The sequence below is a fragment of the Stenotrophomonas sp. Marseille-Q5258 genome (assembly GCF_946900935.1).
Classification (GTDB): domain Bacteria; phylum Pseudomonadota; class Gammaproteobacteria; order Xanthomonadales; family Xanthomonadaceae; genus Stenotrophomonas; species Stenotrophomonas nematodicola.
The window spans coordinates 39,645-57,589 of sequence record NZ_CAMPPN010000024.1 but is presented as its reverse complement, the minus strand read 5'-3'; the positions used below and the strand labels follow the sequence as shown (position 1 = coordinate 57,589).

The following is a 17,945-nucleotide window of genomic DNA, read 5'->3' as shown; positions in this document are numbered from 1 at the left end:
ATGCCGGGGCAACCGTCGCGACCGGCCGCCAGCACCACGTCACGGACCGCGTCCGGGGCGGTGCTGCTGGGCGGCCACGGTGCCTCGCGCGGCAACGCGCTCGGGCGTGCGCGGGTCCGCCTGCCGCACGTGCTGGAGGTGGCCGAGCAGCGCATTCCCGCCGCCAAGGTGGATGCCGAGCTCAAGCGGCTGCATAGCGCGGTGGACGCCGCCCGCGGCGAAATGCACGACCTGCGCCAACGGCTGCACGGCGCGCTGAACCAGGAGGCCGGCGAGTTCCTTGACCTGCACGCGCTGCTGCTGGACGACCCGGAGCTGCTGTTCGGGCTGGATGAACTGATCCGCAGCGGTCCGTACAGCGCCGGCTATGCCCTGCGCGTGCAGCGTGACCGGCTGGCCAAGGTCTTCGACGGCATGGACGATGCCTACCTGAAGAGCCGCATGGACGATCTGGACCATGTGATCGGCCGCATCCACGCCTTCCTGCAGAAGCGCCCGCCCGACGTCAAAGGCATGGCCGGGGAGATTCTGGTCTGCGACAACATCGCCCCGTCCGAGCTCGCACAATTGCAGGCGCACGGCGTGGTCGGCATCGTCACCGCCGGCGGCAGCGCGCTGTCGCACAGCGCGATCCTGGCGCGCAGCCTGCACCTGCCGCTGATCGTCAACGTGCCCAACGCGCTGCAGAAGGTGGCCGACGGCGACGTGCTGATCATGGACGGCAGCGACGGCACCGTCACCATCAACCCGCACGCACCGGACCTGCGCGACTACCGCGGGCGGCTGCGCGAACATGCGCGCGAGCAGCGCGAACTGGGCCGGCTGCGTACCAAGCCCAGCCGCACCCGCGACAACGTCGACATCGTCCTGCTCGCCAATGCCGAATCCAGCGAGGATGTCACCCAGGCGCACGCCCTCGGCGCGCAGGGCCTGGGCCTGTACCGCACCGAATTCCTGTTCCTGCAGCGCAACGAGCTGCCGGACGAGCAGGAGCAGTTCGAAACCTACCGCGACGCCGCGCTCGGCATGAGCGGCCGGCCCGTCACCATCCGCACCCTGGACCTGGGCGCGGACAAGGCCGACCGCACCGGGCTGACCCTGAGCAACGAAGAGAATCCGGCATTGGGCCTGCGCGGAGTGCGCCTGTCGCTGGCCCGGCCCAAAGTGGCCGATACCCAGCTGCGCGCGATCCTGCGCGCCTCGGCCTACGGCAAGCTGCGCATCCTGATCCCGATGGTGAGCACCCGCGAGGAAGTGCTGGCGGTGCGCCGGCGCTTGAACAAGCAGGCCGACCTGCTGCGCGCCGAGGGCCACGAGGTGGCCGAACACATCCCGTTCGGCGCCATGATCGAGGTACCTGCCGCCGCCATCGCACTGGAGAGTTTCATCGACCTGGTCGACTTCCTGTCGATCGGCACCAACGACCTGGTGCAGTACCTGCTCGCCGCCGACCGCAACAACGAAGCCGTGGGCGAGCTGTACTCGCCGCTGCATCCGGCGGTGGTACGCCTGCTCGCGCACATTCTGCGCACCGGCCAGGCCTACGACATCCCGGTGGCGGTCTGCGGCGAGATCGCCGGCGATCCGCGCATGACCCCCCTGCTGCTGGCGCTGGGGCTCACCGAGTTCAGCCTGCACCCGGGCACCCTGCTGGAAGTACGCCGCGCCATCCGTGACAGCGACCTGTCGATGCTGCAGGCAATGGCGCCCAAGCTGCTGCAGGCGCGGGACCGCCGTGGCATCGAACGCTGGATCGAGAAGGCAGGCGGATGAATCTGCGTGGTTGCCGGCCAGCAGCCGGCGCCATCGCGCCGCGTGCGGCCCACCCCGCGCACCTACCCGATTGACACACAAGCGCGCGATAATGACGCGCTGACCACCGCCGATGCCGCATCCTCTCCGGGATAGCGGCCTTTTCTTTTTCCGCAGGAGCTGCGCATGGCCGAAGCCGTACGCCACGACAAGACGGCACGCCAGCTGCGGCTGTTGTCCGATGCACTGGACAGCGGGCGCCTGGGTCCGGTGCGCCGGCTGGTCAACACGCTGGCACCGGCCGAGATCGGCAACCTGCTCGAATCGCTGCCGCCGGGCAAGCGTGAGGTGGTGTGGGGCCTGGTCGACCCGGAAGACGACGGTGAGGTGCTGGTCCACGTCGGTGAGGAAGTGCGCGAGAGCCTGCTCGCGGACATGGACCCGGACGAAATCATCGCTGCGGTCGAAGATCTCGACATCGACGATCTGGCCGACCTGGTCGAAGACCTGCCGGACACGGTCATCGATGAAGTGCTCAAGTCGATGGACCGCGAGAACCGCGAGCGGCTCGAGCAGGTGCTGTCGTATCCCGAGGACAGTGCCGGCCGCCTGATGAACCCGGACGTGGTGACCGTGCGCGCCGACGTCAACGTCGACGTGGTGCTGCGCTACCTGCGCCTGCGCGGCGAGCTCCCGGACCATACCGATCACCTGTTCGTGGTCAGCCGCCGTCACCAGTACCTGGGCCGGCTGTCGCTGGCATCGCTGGTCACCCATGAGGACAACACCCCGATCAACCGGCTGATCGACGACGAGCAGCCGGCCATCGACGTCGGTGAGAGTGCCGAGGAAGTGGCCCGCCAGTTCTCCGACCATGACTGGGTGTCGGCGCCCGTGGTGGATGACAACAACATCCTGCTCGGCCGCATCACCATCGATGACGTGGTCGACATCATCCGGTCGCAGGCCGAGCACCAGGCGCTGGGCGCCGCCGGTCTGGACGAAGAGGAAGACCTGTTCTCGCCGATCAGGCGCGCCGTGCGCGGCCGCGTGGTCTGGCTGGGCATCAACCTGTGCACCGCCTTCCTCGCCGCCAGCGTGATCGGTCAGTTCGAGATGACCCTGCAGAAAGTGGTCGCCCTGGCGGTGCTGATGCCGATCGTGGCCGGCGTCGGCGGCAACGCCGCCGTGCAGGTGCTGACCCTGATGGTGCGCGGCATCGCGCTGGGCCAGGTGGGCCAGAGCAATGCGCGCATCCTGCTGTGGAAGGAATCGCGGGTGGCGCTGATCAACGGCACCCTGATCGGCACCGTGGTCGGCATCATCGCCTTCCTGTGGTTCCACAGTTTCCTGCTCTCGCTGGTCATCACGCTCGCGCTGATCATCAATTTCTGCGCCGCCGCGCTGGCCGGCGTGCTGCTGCCGCTGCTGCTCAAGCGCATGAACGTCGATCCGGCCGTGGCCGGCACCGTGGTGGTCACCGCAGTGACCGACGTCATGGGCTTCTTCAGTTTCCTCGGCCTGGCCACCCTGATCCTGCTGCACTGACCCGGACACCCCTATGGCGCTCACTCTCGACAACTACTTCCAGCCCGGCTGGCGCGAGCAGACCCATGCCTGCCCCGCCTGTGAATGGCAGGGCAGCGCGCGCCAGATGACACTGGAACTGCACGAGGACGAGGCCGAGTTCGACTGCCCCCAGTGCGAGAACCCCCTGCTGCTGGTGGTCCACCCCAGTCTGGCGCAGGTGCAGGCCGCCGCCGCCGACGGCCACCCCGAAGCGATCGAGCAGTTGCAGATCCTGGCGGCCGCACCGCAGCGGGACTGATGCACTGCACGATGCCACGGCACGCCGCGCCGCCTAGACTGAAATCGATTTCAATCAGGGCACGACAATGGCGCGACGCTGGGGTGGATGGCTGCTGTGGGCGGTGACGATGATGATGGTGACCGGATGCGCGTCCACCCCGGACGACGCGACCGGCACCTTCGTCGGCCGCGCGGTCAAGGTCGATGGCCGAACCTCGTACTACCAGGTCTTCGTGCCACGCGGCGCGGCGGCCTCGCGCGGTGCGCTGCCGGTGGTGCTGTTCCTGCATGGCTCGGGCGAACGCGGTCGTGATGGCCGCCGCCAGACGCTGGCCGGGCTTGGGCCGTACCTCCGCCAGAACGCGGACAGCTTCCCGGGTCTGGTCGTGTTGCCGCAGGTGCCGCAGAACCAGCACTGGTCCGACGACAACAACCGCATCGCCCTGGCCGCCCTCGATGCGACCATCGCCGAGTTCGGGGCCGATCCCCGCCGGCAATACCTGACCGGCATGTCGATGGGGGGCTACGGCAGTTGGAACATCGCTCTGGACGTCCCCACCCGCTTCGCCGCGATCGTCCCGGTGTGCGGCGCGGTAGCGGCCCCGCGCGCGGTACGCCCCACCCTGCGCGTAGAGGACGTCGCGCACGAAAGCGACCCGTATGCCACCATCGCCCAGCGCCTGAAGCAGACCCCGATCTGGATCTTCCACGGCGCGCTGGACGACGTGGTGCTGCCCGACGACGACCGCCGGCTCTACGCCGCCTTCCAGCAGGCCGGTGCCCGCGACGTGCGCTATACCGAGTACCCGCAGGGCAACCACAACGCCTGGGATGCGACCTATGCCGATCCGGCGATGTGGTCGTGGCTCTGGGCGCAGACGCAGCACTGACATCCGGCCCGAAGACGCGGTATCGTCGCCGCCACACTGGTTGCATGGAAGCTGACGATGCGTGTGCGCCCGCAGGTACTGTTGATTGCCCTTGCCGTTCCGCCCCTGGGGCTGGCCCAGGAACCGCCGTCCTCCAGCTACAGCGTCACCACCGCGCTGCCCGCCGCGCAGGGCGAACCCGCGCTGGGCACGCAGTACCGCACTGCCGTGCAGGACGCCGTGGACCTCAGTCTGGCCGGCAACCCCGCCGCCGCCGCACCGGTGCTCACCGACGCCGTGCGCTACTGCGATGCGCAGCAGGCGGTACCCGGGCGCCGTGCACTGAGTTTCCAGACCCACCGCCAGTACACGATGTACATGGAAGGCCCGGGGCGTGGCACGCCGACCGAATGGCTGGACCTGGCCTGTGCCAAGGCCTACAACCACCTGGGCTACATCGCTCTGGAGCACGGCGACGTGGACGCCGCGCTGCGGTGGCTGGACAAGGCCATCGCGGTGGCGCCCTACGATGCCGAAGCGCTGTGCGAACGCGGCGCGGCCCTGGTCCGGCGCAAGGATTGGCAGGGCGCGATGGACGCCTACACCCGCGCCCTCGAGCTGGCCCGCAGCCAACCCGAGAACCGCCGCATGGAAGCCCTCGCCCTGCGTGGCGTCGGCTTCGCCCACATCGAACTGGGCGATCTCCCAAGCGCGCGCGCCGCCTACCTCGCCTCGCAGAAAATCGACCCCGACAGCAAGACCGCCAGGAACGAACTGATCTACATCGACCAGCTGGAGCAGGCCGCCGGCCGGCACCCATCCACTCCACCCAACTGAACCCACCTCAGGCCGCCCGCCATCCGGACCACGGGGCCCGCGACGTCCGGGCATGGCCGGCCGCTGGCCGGCGCTTGATGCGGTCCACAGGCACCGGAGTGCCGGCGAGCGGTCCTTACCCCAGCAGCGTTTCCAGCACCGCCATGCGCACGGCGACGCCGTTGGCGACCTGGCGCAGCACCCACGACTGCGGGCCGTCGGCCACTTCGTCGGTGACTTCCACGCCGCGGTTGATCGGGCCGGGGTGCAGCACGGCGGCCTCCTGGCCGGCACGCTTCAGGCGCGCGGCATCCAGGCCGTACTGCGCGTGATACTGCTCGAGCGACGGCACCAGGCCTTCTTCCATGCGCTCGCGCTGCAGGCGCAGCATCATCAGCGCATCGGCGCCTTCCAGCATGGCGTCGAAATCCTGGCCGACGATGCAGCCTTTCAGGGTGTCGTCGTCCGGCAGCAGCGACTGCGGGCCGCACACGCGGATCTCGCCCACGCCCAGCGTGCGCAGCGCATGCAGATCGGTACGGGCCACGCGCGAGTGCTTCACGTCGCCGACGATGATCACCTTCATTTTCGAGAAATCGCTGCCCTTGGCCTGGCGCAGGGTCAACATGTCGAGCAGGCCCTGGGTCGGGTGCGCGCTGCGGCCGTCACCGGCATTGACCAGGGCCGTGCCCTCGCCTGCGGCCGCGGCCAGCGCAGCCACGGCGCCGTCATCGGGATGGCGTACGACAAAGCCGCGCACGCCCATCGCTTCCAGGTTCTTCAGCGTATCGCATGCGGTTTCGCCCTTGCGCGTGGACGAGGTCGACGCGTCGAAGTTCAGCACATCCGCGCCCAGTCGCTGTGCAGCCAGCTGGAACGAACTGCGCGTGCGCGTGGACGGTTCGAAGAACAGGGTGCACACCGCCGAGCCCCCCAGCACGTGACGCTTGTTGCCGACCCGGCCGACCGCGGCGTCGCGGATCTGGCCGGCCCGGTCGAGCAGCTGCAGCAGGGTCTGGCGGGGAAGCCCTTCCAGGGTCAGCAGGTGGCGCAGGCGTCCATCGGAATCGAGTTGCGAGGCGGTCATGGGCTAGGTCTGGGGGTCAGGAAACGGGGGTGGCGTCGTCGGGCGAAGACAGCCAGCGTTCGATGATCACCGCTGCGGCCACCGCATCCAGGGTGGCGGCATCACGGCGACGCTTGCGGCCTTCGGCGCGCTCGACCGCAAACCGGCGTGCCGCCTCGACCGAGCTGGAGCGCTCGTCGATCAGCACCACCGGCAGTTTGAAACGTTCGCGCAGCTGCCGCGCGAAACCCTGCGCGCGCTTGCGGTTGGGCTGGTCCTGGCCGTCCAGGGTCAGCGGATCGCCAACCACCAGCCCGTCCGGGCGCCATTCCTTGAGCAGGCGCTCGACCGCTGCCCAGTCCGGCCCATTGCCATGCACATCCACAACCGCGATGGCCCGGGCATGCGTGCCGAACGAACTGCCGATGGCCACACCGATCCGGCGCGAGCCCACGTCGAAACCGAGCACGGTGCCGTCTCGGCGGATGGTGCCGGGCGCGGTGGCGGTCGGCTCAGACATGGCCGCTGTAGTCGGTGAGGCGGAACAGATCCACGCCGATGCGCGAGGCCGCGCCCTGCCAGCGCTGCTCCAGCGGCGTGGTGAACAGCAGCTCCTCGTCGGCCGGCACGGTGAGCCAGCTGTTGTCGGCCAGTTCGCTTTCAAGCTGGCCTTCGCTCCATCCCGCGCAGCCCAGCGTGACCAGCGCGTTGCGCGGGCCTTCGCCGCGGGCCATCGCTTCGAGGATGTCGCGCGAGGTGGTCAGGTACACACCCTGGCCCACGTTGAGGCTGGAATCCCACGGTCGCGCATCGTCATGGATCACAAAGCCGCGTTCGGGATGCACCGGTCCGCCGTTGAGCACGATCTGCCCACGCAGCGCGCCGTCATCGGTCGGGATCTCCATCTGCGCCAGCACGTCGCCGAGGGTGTACTCGGAAGGCTGGTTGACCAGTACTCCCATCGCACCGTTGTCGTCGTGCTGGCAGATCAGCGCAACGCCGCGCGCGAACGGGGGATCGCTCAGCGACGGCAGCGCGACCAGGAAATGATGGGCGAGAGAGGTGGAAAGCTCGGACATGGGGCCATTCTACCCGCTGGCCTGCGCACCGGCGTGAGCCCTCCGCTACGATGCACGCACTCACGCAAGGAGAGCCTCCATGAACGACAGCCCGCCGCTGCCGCTGAACACCCGCAGCGCGATCGTGCTGATTGCCTTGTTGCAGGGACTGCTGCTGTACATCGCCACCCAGGCAGATACCACCTGGCCGTTCGACAGCATCACCGGCCAGTTGTGCTGGAACGCGGCCGTCCTGCTGGTACCGGGCGCGATCGTACTGGCGGCAACACGGCTCAACGACCGCCGTCTCTGGGCGCACGCCGCCGTCGGCCTGCTGGGTGTGCTGGCGCTGTCCGGCTGGATCGGCTGGAATCTGCAGGGCGCGCCCGGCCTGGCCGAAGGCCCGCTGGTGACGCCATTCGCCTTGAGCATGGCGGTGGGCTTCTTCGTGCTGCTGCCGTGGTGGCAGTACCGGCTCGCCAGCGGCCATTGGCGCGCCACCTACACCGCGTTGTTTGAACACGCCTGGCAGAACGCCCTGACGCTGGCCCTGGCGGTGGCGTTCACCGGACTGACCTGGCTGCTGCTGTCGTTGTGGGCACTGCTGTTCATGCTGGTGGATATCCGCTTCTTCCGCGACCTGTTCCAGCAGGGCGCCTTCATCGCATTGGCCACCGGCACGCTGATGGGCTTTGGCATCCTGATCGGACGCACCCAGCAGCGCGCGGTGCAGGTCACCCGGCAGGTGCTGTTCGCGGTGTGCAAGGGACTGCTGCCACTGCTGGCGTTCATCGCGGTGCTGTTCGTGTGCAGCCTGCCGTTCACCGGGTTGGAACCGCTGTGGAAGACCCGCTCGGCTGCCGCCCTGCTGCTGTCCATCGTGGCGCTGCTGGTGGTGTTCACCAATGCGGTTTACCAGCAGGACAGCGACGTGACACCGTATCCGGCGTGGTTGCGGCGGCTGGTGGATGCCAGCCTGCTGGCGTTGCCGGTCTACGCCGGATTGGCCCTCTACGCAGTGGCCCTGCGCGTGGAGCAGCATGGCTGGACGCTGCCGCGGGTGTGGGTGGCGCTGATCGCGCTGCTGCTGGCCGGGTACGCGCTCGGCTACGCGTGGGCCGCGCTGCGCCGGTTCCCGCGCTGGTTGCAGGGCATCGAGACGATCAACCGATGGGTCTGCTGGGCCGTGCTGGCCGCTGCGGTGCTGCCGCATACGCCCCTGCTGGACCCGGTGCGGCTGAGCGTGCACAGCCAGGTCGCCCGCCTGCAGGCGCAGGCGCCGCAGATCGAGGAAGATGACGCACGCGTACTGCGTTTCGAGCTCGGCCGGCGCGGCTACCAGGCCCTGCAGGCGCTGCGTGACGCCCCGGGCTTCAAGGACGCTCCCGCCGCCGTGGCGGTGATCGATGCCGCGCTGGCGCGCCAGTCGCGCTGGCATGGCGACCGTGCGACGTCGTCGTCGTCGGTGGCGGCGGTCACCGAGCGCGCGGTGCTGCAGCGCCAGCTCGTGCCTGCCGCCAACAGCCCGGCACCGGATACCGCCTGGTGGGACGCGCTGCTCGCCGGCAAGGTGTCCGCCAACGACTGCCTGCGGCCCGGCCATCCGTGCGTCGCCCTGCGCCGCGATCTGGATGGCGACGGCCGCGACGAGATGCTGTTGTGCGATGTGAGCGGCACGGTGGGATCGTCCTGCCAGCTGCATGTCCTGGAAGGCGCACAGTGGCGTGACGGCGGTACCCTCACCTTCTGGGCCGGCAGCACCGGCCGCATCCAGACCGCAGTGCGCCAGGGCAACATCACGCTGCATCGCCCGCGCTGGCCGCAGGTATCACTGGATGGCGGCGAGCCGCAGGACATCCAGACCCCTCCCCCTTCGTCCGAGGACACCCCGTGAGCGGCTACTGCCTGATCGCCCCTGGCCATCCCGTGCATGGCCACTACCACGACCACGAGTACGGCTTCCCGCAACGCGACGAACGCGAGCTGTTCGAACGGCTGATCCTGGAGATCAACCAGGCTGGGCTGAGCTGGGAGACCATCCTGAAGAAACGCGAGGGCTTCCGTGCCGCCTACGACGGTTTCGATGTGGACACCGTGGCCGCCTATGGCGAGCGCGACATCGAACGCCTGCTGGGCGACGCCGGCATCATCCGCAACCGGCTCAAGGTGCATGCCGCCGTCCACAACGCGCAGGTCATCCAGCAGCTGCGGGCCAGCCACGGCAGTTTCGCCGCCTGGCTGGACGCGCACCATCCGCAGGACAAGGCGGCCTGGGTGAAGCTGTTCAAGAAGACCTTCCGCTTCACCGGGGGTGAGATCACCGGCGAGTTCCTGATGAGCCTGGGCTACCTGCCAGGCGCGCACAGCCCGGACTGCCCGGTGTTCGCGCGGCTGGCAGCCGCCTCGGGTCACACGCCCATGTAACGGCCGGGGCGGTGGTTGAACATCAGCACCAGGCTGAGCACCACCGCGCCGATCGCCGAGTACATCACCTTCGACGGGGACAGCACGAAGAAGGCCACGCACATCAGCAGCGTGTCGAAGGACATCTGCACCTTGCCCGCGCTCCAGCCACGGGTGCGCTGCAGGTACACCGCCAGGATGCCGATGCCGCCGAGGCTGGCACGGTGGCGGATGTAGAACAGGATGCCCAGGCCAGCCAGCGCGCCACCGACGATGGCCGAGTACAGCGAGCTGATGTGGGCGAAATCGGCCCAGCGCGGCAGCAGGTCGGTCAGCACGCCACAGGCGGTCACCGCCGCGAAGGTCTTGAGCGTGAACTCCCAGCCCATGCGTCGCACCGCCACCCAGTAGAACGGCAGGTTGACCAGCACGAACACCAGGCCGAAGTTCCAGCCGAAGGCGTAATGGGCCAGGAACGCCAACCCGGCCATGCCCCCGATCATCAGCCCGCCCTTGGCGAAGATGGCCAGGCCCAGCGAGGCCACCAGCGTGGCCAGCAGCATGCCCTGCACGTCCTCGGCAACGGAATGGCGCAGCGCCTTCTCGTCGGCGACGGTGCCGGCACTGTCCGGCGGCGGGGTCAGCGGGCCGGCGGTGACCAGGTGGCCGTCAGCGTCGCCGCACGGCTCGGGGCTGTGGGAATCAAGGGAAGTCACGTGGGGGTACCGCGGGTGGGGGCGGTATTAGACACGATCTACGTGACAGTTGCAGTTGAAATCGTTCAGCCAGCTGGCCGGGCCGTTCAGCCGCCCCCACCGCGCAGGTGGTGGGCCACCAGCGCATTGGCGTGGCCGTGGCCCAGCCCGTGCTCGGTTTTCAGGAACGCCACCAGTTCCATGTGCTTGAGCCCGCCCTGGGTAACCAGCAGCGCCAGCCAGTGGCCGACCGGCTGGCCATAGGTTTTCTCGATGGACGGGAAGTAGGACGCAGGGCCTTTGATCGGGGTGTCGCTCATCTCGGTACTCCGCAGGGCGGCGGGCCGGAGGGCACGCCTGTCATCGGTTCGACGCTGCAGCGGGTGGAGAATCGACACGCCGCCGGCCGCCGGTTCTTTTCATGCCGGCTGAACACCCGGCTGCGGCAGCATGCTGGCCTCACCCCGCGTATCCCCCACCCCCAAAGGAGTTCGCGTCATGCCGTATGTCACCACCCCGGACAACACCCAGATCTTCTACAAGGACTGGGGCAAGGGCCAGCCGATCGTCTTCCACCACGGCTGGCCGCTCAGCGCCGACGACTGGGACAGCCAGCTGCAGTTCTTCCTGCTGCAGGGCTACCGCGTGATCGCCCACGACCGGCGTGGCCACGGCCGCTCCTCGCAGCCCCGTGACGGCCACGAGATGGACACCTATGTGGCCGACGTCAATGCCCTGGCCGAGCACCTGGACCTGCGCGACGCCGTGCACGTGGGGCATTCCACCGGCGGCGGGGAGGTGGCCCATTACGTGGCCCAGGCCAAGCCCGGGCGCGTTGCCAAGGCCGTCCTGATCGGCGCGGTGCCGCCGGTCATGATCAAGAGCGCCACCAACCCGGGCGGCACGCCCAGGGAGGTGTTCGACGGCTTCCGCGCGCAGCTGGCAGCCGGGCGCGCCGCGTTCTACCGCGAGGTACCGATTCCCTTCTATGGTTTCAACCGCGACGGCACCCCGCCGGTGCAGGGCATCATCGACAACTGGTGGCGCCAGGGCATGATGGGCGCGATCAACGCGCACTACGACTGCATCAAGGCCTTCTCGGAAACCGACTTCACCGAGGACCTGAAGAAGATCGACGTGCCGGTGCTGGTGATGCACGGCGACGACGACCAGATCGTGCCGATCGCCGACTCGGCGGAGCTGGCGATCAAGCTGCTCAAGCACGGCACGTTGAAGGTCTACAAAGGCTATCCGCACGGCATGTGCACCACCCACGCCGACGTGATCAATCCGGATCTGCTGGCGTTCATCCGCGGATGAGGTAAACGCACCGGGTCAAGGGCGCGCCGGTCATGCACCGCGCGCGCCCGCGTCCGACCCCGCCGCGTCAGCGGATCTCGGAAATCTCCACCCCATCCAGACCCTGCGACAGCGTGCGCGCGTCGCCGCCCTGCGACAGCTTGATGCGCAGGCGTACTTCGTTCTGCGAGTCGGCGTAGCGCAGGGCATCCTCGTAGCTGATCTCGCCGGCCTGGTACAGCTCGAACAGGCTCTGGTCGAACGTGCGCATGCCCAGCTGCACGGACTCCTTCATCACTTCCTTGAGCTTGTGGATCTCGCCGTCGCGGATGTAATCCTGCACCAGCGGCGTGCCAAGCATGATCTCCATCGCCACCTTGCGCGACTTGCCGTCCGGCGAGGGAATCAACTGCTGGGCCACCACGCCCTTGAGATTCAGCGACAGATCCATCAGCAGCTGGTTGCGGCGGTCCTCAGGGAAGAAGTTGATGATGCGGTCCATCGCCTGGTTGGCGTTGTTGGCATGCAGCGTACACAGCACCAGGTGGCCGGTCTCGGCAAATGCGATGGCGTGGTCCATGCCTTCGCGGGTCCGCACCTCGCCGATCATGATGACGTCCGGTGCCTGGCGCAGCGTGTTTTTCAGCGCCGCTTCCCAGCTGTCGGTATCGATGCCCACTTCACGCTGGGTGATGATGCAGCCTTCGTGCTTGTGCACAAACTCGATCGGGTCTTCGATGGTGATGATGTGCCCGGTGGAGTTGTGGTTGCGGTAGCCGATCATCGCCGCCAGCGAGGTCGACTTGCCGGTGCCGGTCGCGCCGACGAACAGGATGATGCCGCGCTTGGTCATCGCCAGCGTCTTGATGATCGGCGGCAGGCTCAGCTCTTCCACGGTGGGAATGCGCGTCTCGATCCGACGCAGCACCATCCCCACCTGGTTGCGCTGGTAGAAGCAGCTCACGCGGAAACGGCCGACACCGGACAGACCGATGGCGAAGTTGCATTCGTGGGTCTTCTCGAACTCCTCGCGCTGCGCCGGCGTCATCACGTTGAGCACCAGGTCGCGGCTCTGCTGCGGCGTCAGCGGGGTCTGGGTGATCGGCGAGATCTTGCCGTTGACCTTGATCGCCGGCGGCATGCCGGCGGTGATGAACAGGTCCGACGCCTTCTGGTGCGCCATCAGCTTGAGGAACGAGGTGAAGTCGATGGTGGTGGTGCTCATCGCGGTGTGCTCCGAAGATTGCCAGGTGCCGGCCAGCGGCCGGCACTACCGAACGTATCGAACCGGGCCGGGCCCGGCGCGACCTCTATTCGAAAATGCGCTTGTCCTTGGCGTAATCCTTGGCCTGGTTGCGCGTGATCAGGCTGCGCTTGACCAGGTCCTGGAGATGCTGGTCGAGCGTCATCATGCCCATCTGCTGGCCGGTCTGGATCGCCGAGTACATCTGCGCCACCTTGTCCTCGCGGATCAGGTTGCGGATGGCCGGGGTGCCCACCATGATTTCCCACGCGGCGGTACGCCCGCCGCCGACTTTCTTCAACAGCGCCTGCGAGATCACCGCACGCAGCGACTCGGACAGCATCGAGCGCACCATCGACTTCTCGCCGGCGGGGAACACGTCGATGATGCGGTCGATGGTCTTGGCCGCCGAGCTGGTGTGCAGCGTACCGAACACCAGGTGACCGGTTTCGGCAGCGGTCAGTGCCAGACGGATGGTCTCCAGGTCGCGGAGTTCGCCGACCAGGATGATGTCCGGATCTTCGCGGAGGGCCGAACGCAGCGCTTCGTTGAAGCCATGCGTATCGCGATGGACTTCACGCTGGTTGATCAGGCACTTCTGCGAGGTGTGGACGAATTCGATCGGATCCTCGACGGTGAGGATGTGGCCGTATTCGTTCTTGTTGATGTGGTCGATCATCGCCGCCAGCGTGGTCGACTTGCCCGAACCGGTCGGGCCGGTGACCAGAATCAGGCCCTGCGGCTGGTCGATCAGCTCGCGGAAGATCGGCGGGCACGCCAGGTCTTCCAGCGTGAGCACTTCCGAGGGAATGGTACGGAACACCGCACCGGCGCCCCGGTTCTGGTTGAACGCGTTGACACGGAAGCGCGCCAGCGACGGGATCTCGAACGAGAAGTCGACCTCGAGAAACTCTTCGAAATCGCGGCGCTGCTTGTCCGACATGATGTCGTACACCAGCGCATGCACCTGCTTGTGGTCCAGGGCCGGAATGTTGATGCGACGGACATCGCCGTCCACGCGGATCATCGGCGGCAGGCCGGCCGACAGATGCAGATCCGACGCTTTGTTCTTTACGGAAAACGCCAACAGTTCGGCGATATCCATGCGCTGCTACTCCCCATGACTGCTGCGACTGGAAGGTTCTTTCCCCGGGCGGCAGTATAGCGTTCCTGATCTACCGGAATACGCCCGTGTCCGCGCTGCCTCTGTCCACCCTCCTGATGAACCTGCACAACGCGGCCTCGGCCGCCGGGCGGCCAGATCCCCGTCTTCTGGCCGTCTCCAAGACCCAGCCGGCCGACGCGGTCGCCGCACTGGCCGCACAGGGGCAGCGTGCGTTCGGCGAGAACTACGTGCAGGAAGCGGTGGCCAAGATCGACGCGTTGGCCGCGCTGGGCCTGGAGTGGCACCTGATCGGTCACCTGCAGTCGAACAAGGCCGAACTGGCGGCACAGCACTTCGACTGGGTGCAGAGCGTGGATCGGCCAAAACTGGTCGCCGCGCTGGCCGCACATCGCCCGGCCTCCCTCACGCCGCTGAACGTGCTGATCCAGGTCAACATCGACGATGAAGACAGCAAGCACGGCTGCACGCCCGAGGCGATCCCGGCGCTGGCGGCAGCAATCGATGCCGCGCCCACCCTGCGCCTGCGCGGCCTGATGGCCATCCCCGCGCCGTGGCCCGAAGCATCGCGCCGAGCGGCGGCGTTCGAGCGCATGGGCGGGCTGTTCCAGGCACTGTCGGCCACCCATCCGGCGGTGGATACGCTGTCGATGGGCATGAGCGGCGACTACCCCGAGGCCATCGCCCACGGTGCCACCCTGGTCCGCATCGGCACCGCCCTGTTCGGCGCACGCCATTGATCCGAAGAGCGGGGCCCTGCCCCGCGGCTTCCCGCACACGGCACCCGCAGCCCCGTGGAACCCGCCGCTACGATCTGCCTCGCACCACGCAGCCGGGTTGCCCCCGGCGCTCCCCTCTGACCAAGGACGCCTCATGACCAGCACTTCGATCACCTTCATCGGCGGCGGCAACATGGCCCGCAGCCTGATCGCCGGCTTGATCCGCCAAGGGGTCGCCCCCGCCCATCTGCATGTCGCCGAACCGGTGGCCGAGCTGCGCAGCCAGCTCACCGCCGACTTCGGCGTGCACACCTACGCCAGCGCCAGCGAAGCCGCCGCGCAGGGGCAGGTCTGGCTGCTGGCGGTGAAACCGCAGGTGCTGCGCGACGTCTGCGCGTCGCTGGAAGAGAGTGCCGCAGCACAGGCCCCCCTGGTGGTCTCCATCGCAGCCGGCATCACCAGCGCGCAGCTGGTGCGCTGGCTGGGGGGCAGCCCGGCGGTGGTCCGCGCCATGCCCAACACCCCCGCCCTGCTCGGCGCCGGCGTCACCGGGCTGTTCGCCACCGCCGGTGTCAGCCACGCCCAGCGCCAGCAGGCCGACACGCTGCTGGCCAGCGCCGGGCGCACGGTCTGGATCGACGACGAAGCGCGGATGGACGCGGTCACCGCCGTCTCCGGCAGCGGCCCCGCGTATGTCTTCCTGCTGGCCGAAGCGATGGAGGCGGCCGCGCAAGCGCAGGGCCTCGCTCCGGATGCCGCGCGCGTGCTGGTTGTGCAGACGCTGCTCGGTGCGTCGCGCATGCTCGATGAATCCGGCGAAGCGCCCGCCGAGCTGCGCCGCCGCGTGACCTCGCCGAACGGCACCACCCAGGCGGCCATCGAATCGTTCCAGGCCGACGGTTTCGAGGCCATCGTCGGACGGGCGATCGAGGCCGCCACCCGCCGCGGCCAGGCGTTGTCGGCCGCCAACGACTGACGGCCCTCAGGCCGGCGCTGCCGCGCCGACGCTGTCCAGCAGAAACGCCACGAAGCTGGACAGCTTCGGCCGCGGCCGGCGATCCGGCAGGTAGGCCAGATGCAACGGACGCGGCTCGGGCAGGTAATCGGCCAGCACCGGCTGCAATCGCCCCGCCGCCACATCCTCGGCCAGCAGCACCGCCGGCTGCAGGATCAGCCCGGCGCCGGCCAATGCGGCGCGACGCAGGCCGTCGCCGTCGTTGCACAGCAGCCGCGAATGCTCCGACCAGTCCTGCTCGGGGTGCCCGCGCAACCGCCAGCCATGCCCCCCGCGCCAGGCCAGGTGGGTCAGGCAATCGTGGTCGCGCAGGTCACCCGGATGCTGCGGAATGCCCTTGCGCGCGAGGTAGGACGGCGCCGCGCAGATCTGCATCGCATACGGCGGCAGCGGTCGCGCCACCCATTCGGCCGACCCGAGCTGGCCCATCCGCACCACCGCGTCGAACTGCTCTTCGATCATGTCCACGCGGCGGTTGTTGAGGTCCAATTCCACCGTCACCTGCGGATACGCGGCCAGGTAGCGCGCCACCAGCGGCGCCAGCACGCAGCTGCCCCAGGTCACCGGCGCGCTGATCCGCAGCACACCCTGCGGTTGCGCCTGGAGGCCTTCCACACTGGCTTCGGCCTGCTGCACCTGCTCGAGCACCGCCCGGCAGCCGGCCAGGTAATTGCGGCCGGCATCGGTGAGACTCTGGCGGCGTGTGTTCCGCTGCAGCAGGCGCACGCCAAGGTGCGTCTCCAGCTGCTGGATGTACTTGCCGACCATCACTGACGACACCGCCAACTGCTCGGCGGCGGCGTTGAAGCTGCCCTGTTCAACCACGGCCACGAACGCCTGCATGCAGCGCAACGTATCCATTGGAAACCCCTGCTTTGCAATCTGCAAAGCATACGCCGGTTACCGAACCACTCGCAGCAGCGCAGACTGGGCTTTCCTCACCCGGAGCGAGCCCCATGAAAATTCTGCTTGTCGGCGCCAGCGGTACCCTCGGCCAGGCCGTTGCCGCCACCCTGGGCGCGCACCATGAACTGATTCGTGCCGGCCGGCACGGCGGCGACGTGCAGGTGGACCTCACCGACGATGCCAGCGTGCAGGCGATGTTCGACCAGGTCGGCACGCTGGATGCGGTGGTCGCCACGACCGGCCGCCTGCACTTCGGTCCACTGGCCGACATGCGTGCCGACCAGTTCAACCTGGGCCTGCAGGACAAACTGCTCGGCCAGGTGCGGCTGGCACTGGCCGCACAGCGCCATCTGCGGGTGGGGGGATCGATCACGCTGACCAGCGGCATCGTCAGCGCCCAGCCGATCCGCGACGGCGCCAACGCCACCGCCGTCAATGCGGCGCTGGAAGGCTTCGTGCGCGGTGCCGCCTGCGAACTGCTGCCGCGCGGGCTGCGCATCAATGTGGTCAGCCCGAACGTGCTGGTCGAGTCGATGGACAACTACGGCGCGTACTTCCCCGGGTTTGAACCGGTGACCGCGCAGCGTGCGTCACTGGCCTACCAGCGCAGCGTGGAAGGTGTGCAGAGCGGCCAGGTGCTTACCGTCTGGTGAGCCGACGCCCAGGCCCGGCCGTGCCGGCCGCTGGCCGGTACGTGTTCATTCCCAGCGCCGCGGGCCGTCGCCCTGCTCGCCCAGTGCATCGCCCGGGTTGGTCAGCCGGCAGCGCTTGAGCGACAGGCAGCCGCAGCCGATGCAGTCGGTGAGCTGGTCGCGCAACAGCAGCAGCTGCTCGATCCGCTGATCCAGCTCACTGCGCCACAGCGCCGACATCCGTGCCCATTCGGCCTTGGTCGGGGTCTTGTTCTCCGGTAGCGCGGCAAAGGCGGCGGAGACGGCCTCCAACGGCATTCCCACCCGCTGCGCGACGCGGATCACCGCCAGCCGGCGCAGTACATCGCGGGCGAAACGGCGCTGGTTGCCCGCCGTGCGCAGACTGCGGATCAGCCCTTTGCGCTCGTAGAAGTGCAGCGCCGATACCGCCACGCCACTGCGCCTGGCCACTTCGCCTACACTCAATTCCTGCGCGATCACTGCTTGACCTCAACCTTGGTTCAGGTGACATCCTGCGCT

General features: G+C 68.3%; 20 protein-coding genes. 11 read left to right on the top strand and 9 right to left on the bottom strand.

The annotated features are described in order from the left end of the window. The 5 genes from ptsP (at nucleotide 1) to OC534_RS15710 (ending at nucleotide 5,267) form a co-directional block, all read left to right on the top strand. Nucleotides 1-1,773 carry a phosphoenolpyruvate--protein phosphotransferase gene (gene ptsP / locus OC534_RS15730; RefSeq protein ID WP_262072129.1) on the top strand — a complete coding sequence of 591 codons (1,773 nt, stop codon included), beginning with the start codon at nucleotides 1-3 and terminating at the stop codon, nucleotides 1,771-1,773. Nucleotides 1,774-1,938: 165 nt separating this feature from the next. After that, nucleotides 1,939-3,300, top strand: a complete 1,362-nt coding sequence (gene mgtE, locus OC534_RS15725; protein ID WP_017354948.1) for a magnesium transporter — start codon at nucleotides 1,939-1,941, stop codon at nucleotides 3,298-3,300. Between the two features lie 13 nt (nucleotides 3,301-3,313). Continuing rightward, nucleotides 3,314-3,580 (top strand): hypothetical protein, encoded by a 267-nt coding sequence (locus OC534_RS15720; protein WP_136006515.1) that lies wholly within the window; start codon nucleotides 3,314-3,316, stop codon nucleotides 3,578-3,580. Nucleotides 3,581-3,647: 67 nt separating this feature from the next. Beyond that, on the top strand, nucleotides 3,648-4,451 hold the full coding sequence (locus OC534_RS15715; RefSeq protein ID WP_017354950.1) for a prolyl oligopeptidase family serine peptidase: 804 nt from the start codon (nucleotides 3,648-3,650) through the stop codon (nucleotides 4,449-4,451). A 57-nt stretch (nucleotides 4,452-4,508) separates the two neighbouring features. Then, nucleotides 4,509-5,267, top strand: a complete 759-nt coding sequence (locus OC534_RS15710; protein ID WP_262072128.1) for a tetratricopeptide repeat protein — start codon at nucleotides 4,509-4,511, stop codon at nucleotides 5,265-5,267. Between the two features lie 115 nt (nucleotides 5,268-5,382). Here the strand turns inward: OC534_RS15710 and OC534_RS15705 are convergent, their stop codons facing one another. Genes OC534_RS15705 through OC534_RS15695 form a run of 3 tightly spaced genes read right to left on the bottom strand, consistent with a single transcriptional unit; the run spans nucleotide 5,383 to nucleotide 7,391 of the window. Continuing rightward, nucleotides 5,383-6,333: an aspartate carbamoyltransferase catalytic subunit gene (locus tag OC534_RS15705; RefSeq protein WP_017354952.1), complete on the bottom strand. Its 951-nt coding sequence runs from the start codon at nucleotides 6,331-6,333 to the stop codon at nucleotides 5,383-5,385. 16 nt (nucleotides 6,334-6,349) lie between these two features. Then, the gene (gene ruvX / locus OC534_RS15700) at nucleotides 6,350-6,832 is read right to left on the bottom strand and encodes a Holliday junction resolvase RuvX (protein ID WP_017354953.1); all 483 of its coding nucleotides are present in this window, start codon (nucleotides 6,830-6,832) and stop codon (nucleotides 6,350-6,352) included. Beyond that, on the bottom strand, nucleotides 6,825-7,391 hold the full coding sequence (locus OC534_RS15695) for a YqgE/AlgH family protein (protein ID WP_017354954.1): 567 nt from the start codon (nucleotides 7,389-7,391) through the stop codon (nucleotides 6,825-6,827). The genes ruvX and OC534_RS15695 overlap by 8 nt, the downstream gene beginning before the upstream one ends. 79 nt (nucleotides 7,392-7,470) lie before the next feature. On the opposite strand from OC534_RS15695, the gene OC534_RS15690 reads away from it, so the two are divergent. Together OC534_RS15690 and OC534_RS15685 are read left to right on the top strand one after the other, a co-directional pair. After that, complete coding sequence (locus OC534_RS15690) at nucleotides 7,471-9,264, top strand: DUF4153 domain-containing protein (RefSeq protein ID WP_262072127.1); 1,794 nt, start codon at nucleotides 7,471-7,473, stop codon at nucleotides 9,262-9,264. Then, a complete protein-coding gene (locus OC534_RS15685; protein ID WP_017354956.1) occupies nucleotides 9,261-9,794 on the top strand; it encodes a DNA-3-methyladenine glycosylase I in 534 nt (177 codons plus the stop codon). Before OC534_RS15690 ends, OC534_RS15685 begins: the two co-directional genes overlap by 4 nt. Here the strand turns inward: OC534_RS15685 and OC534_RS15680 are convergent. Both OC534_RS15680 and OC534_RS15675 read right to left on the bottom strand, forming a co-directional pair. Further along, a complete protein-coding gene (locus OC534_RS15680; RefSeq protein WP_017354957.1) occupies nucleotides 9,779-10,489 on the bottom strand; it encodes a YitT family protein in 711 nt (236 codons plus the stop codon). The two genes, OC534_RS15685 and OC534_RS15680, sit on opposite strands and share 16 nt — an antisense overlap. An 86-nt stretch (nucleotides 10,490-10,575) precedes the next feature. After that, nucleotides 10,576-10,788, bottom strand: coding sequence for a DUF4287 domain-containing protein (locus tag OC534_RS15675; RefSeq protein ID WP_017354958.1), 213 nt, complete (start codon nucleotides 10,786-10,788; stop codon nucleotides 10,576-10,578). Between the two features lie 178 nt (nucleotides 10,789-10,966). Between OC534_RS15675 and OC534_RS15670 the strand changes: the two genes are divergently transcribed. Next, on the top strand, nucleotides 10,967-11,788 hold the full coding sequence (locus tag OC534_RS15670; RefSeq protein ID WP_262072126.1) for an alpha/beta hydrolase: 822 nt from the start codon (nucleotides 10,967-10,969) through the stop codon (nucleotides 11,786-11,788). A gap of 67 nt (nucleotides 11,789-11,855) precedes the next feature. On the opposite strand, the gene OC534_RS15665 is transcribed toward OC534_RS15670, so the two are convergent. Together OC534_RS15665 and OC534_RS15660 are read right to left on the bottom strand one after the other, a co-directional pair. Then, nucleotides 11,856-12,992 carry a PilT/PilU family type 4a pilus ATPase gene (locus tag OC534_RS15665; RefSeq protein WP_017354960.1) on the bottom strand — a complete coding sequence of 379 codons (1,137 nt, stop codon included), beginning with the start codon at nucleotides 12,990-12,992 and terminating at the stop codon, nucleotides 11,856-11,858. 85 nt (nucleotides 12,993-13,077) lie between these two features. Then, nucleotides 13,078-14,115, bottom strand: coding sequence for a type IV pilus twitching motility protein PilT (locus OC534_RS15660; protein ID WP_017354961.1), 1,038 nt, complete (start codon nucleotides 14,113-14,115; stop codon nucleotides 13,078-13,080). A gap of 116 nt (nucleotides 14,116-14,231) precedes the next feature. Here OC534_RS15660 and OC534_RS15655 point away from each other — a divergent pair, with 116 nt between their 5' ends. Next, nucleotides 14,232-14,873, top strand: a complete 642-nt coding sequence (locus OC534_RS15655) for a YggS family pyridoxal phosphate-dependent enzyme (protein WP_136006597.1) — start codon at nucleotides 14,232-14,234, stop codon at nucleotides 14,871-14,873. Between the two features lie 133 nt (nucleotides 14,874-15,006). Next, the gene (proC, locus tag OC534_RS15650; protein WP_136006506.1) at nucleotides 15,007-15,828 is read left to right on the top strand and encodes a pyrroline-5-carboxylate reductase; all 822 of its coding nucleotides are present in this window, start codon (nucleotides 15,007-15,009) and stop codon (nucleotides 15,826-15,828) included. A 6-nt stretch (nucleotides 15,829-15,834) separates the two neighbouring features. On the opposite strand, the gene OC534_RS15645 is transcribed toward proC, so the two are convergent. Continuing rightward, complete coding sequence (locus OC534_RS15645; protein ID WP_017355467.1) at nucleotides 15,835-16,728, bottom strand: LysR substrate-binding domain-containing protein; 894 nt, start codon at nucleotides 16,726-16,728, stop codon at nucleotides 15,835-15,837. Between the two features lie 95 nt (nucleotides 16,729-16,823). On the opposite strand from OC534_RS15645, the gene OC534_RS15640 reads away from it, so the two are divergent. After that, on the top strand, nucleotides 16,824-17,426 hold the full coding sequence (locus OC534_RS15640; protein WP_017355466.1) for a short chain dehydrogenase: 603 nt from the start codon (nucleotides 16,824-16,826) through the stop codon (nucleotides 17,424-17,426). Nucleotides 17,427-17,471: 45 nt separating this feature from the next. Here OC534_RS15640 and soxR read toward each other — a convergent pair whose 3' ends face one another. Then, nucleotides 17,472-17,906 carry a redox-sensitive transcriptional activator SoxR gene (gene soxR, locus OC534_RS15635; protein WP_017355465.1) on the bottom strand — a complete coding sequence of 145 codons (435 nt, stop codon included), beginning with the start codon at nucleotides 17,904-17,906 and terminating at the stop codon, nucleotides 17,472-17,474. Nucleotides 17,907-17,945: the final 39 nt, after the last annotated feature.

Excerpts from the sequence above, each read along its gene's own strand:
- ptsP (WP_262072129.1), top strand. The coding sequence starts at position 1 with ATGCCGGGGCAACCGTCGCGACCGGCCGCCAGCACCACGTCACGGACC.
- mgtE (WP_017354948.1), top strand. The coding sequence starts at position 1,939 with ATGGCCGAAGCCGTACGCCACGACAAGACGGCACGCCAGCTGCGGCTG.
- OC534_RS15720 (WP_136006515.1), top strand. The coding sequence starts at position 3,314 with ATGGCGCTCACTCTCGACAACTACTTCCAGCCCGGCTGGCGCGAGCAG.
- OC534_RS15715 (WP_017354950.1), top strand. The coding sequence starts at position 3,648 with ATGGCGCGACGCTGGGGTGGATGGCTGCTGTGGGCGGTGACGATGATG.
- OC534_RS15710 (WP_262072128.1), top strand. The coding sequence starts at position 4,509 with ATGCGTGTGCGCCCGCAGGTACTGTTGATTGCCCTTGCCGTTCCGCCC.
- OC534_RS15705 (WP_017354952.1), bottom strand. The coding sequence starts at position 6,333 with ATGACCGCCTCGCAACTCGATTCCGATGGACGCCTGCGCCACCTGCTG.
- ruvX (WP_017354953.1), bottom strand. The coding sequence starts at position 6,832 with ATGTCTGAGCCGACCGCCACCGCGCCCGGCACCATCCGCCGAGACGGC.
- OC534_RS15695 (WP_017354954.1), bottom strand. The coding sequence starts at position 7,391 with ATGTCCGAGCTTTCCACCTCTCTCGCCCATCATTTCCTGGTCGCGCTG.
- OC534_RS15690 (WP_262072127.1), top strand. The coding sequence starts at position 7,471 with ATGAACGACAGCCCGCCGCTGCCGCTGAACACCCGCAGCGCGATCGTG.
- OC534_RS15675 (WP_017354958.1), bottom strand. The coding sequence starts at position 10,788 with ATGAGCGACACCCCGATCAAAGGCCCTGCGTCCTACTTCCCGTCCATC.
- OC534_RS15670 (WP_262072126.1), top strand. The coding sequence starts at position 10,967 with ATGCCGTATGTCACCACCCCGGACAACACCCAGATCTTCTACAAGGAC.
- OC534_RS15665 (WP_017354960.1), bottom strand. The coding sequence starts at position 12,992 with ATGAGCACCACCACCATCGACTTCACCTCGTTCCTCAAGCTGATGGCG.
- OC534_RS15660 (WP_017354961.1), bottom strand. The coding sequence starts at position 14,115 with ATGGATATCGCCGAACTGTTGGCGTTTTCCGTAAAGAACAAAGCGTCG.
- OC534_RS15655 (WP_136006597.1), top strand. The coding sequence starts at position 14,232 with ATGAACCTGCACAACGCGGCCTCGGCCGCCGGGCGGCCAGATCCCCGT.
- proC (WP_136006506.1), top strand. The coding sequence starts at position 15,007 with ATGACCAGCACTTCGATCACCTTCATCGGCGGCGGCAACATGGCCCGC.
- OC534_RS15645 (WP_017355467.1), bottom strand. The coding sequence starts at position 16,728 with ATGGATACGTTGCGCTGCATGCAGGCGTTCGTGGCCGTGGTTGAACAG.
- OC534_RS15640 (WP_017355466.1), top strand. The coding sequence starts at position 16,824 with ATGAAAATTCTGCTTGTCGGCGCCAGCGGTACCCTCGGCCAGGCCGTT.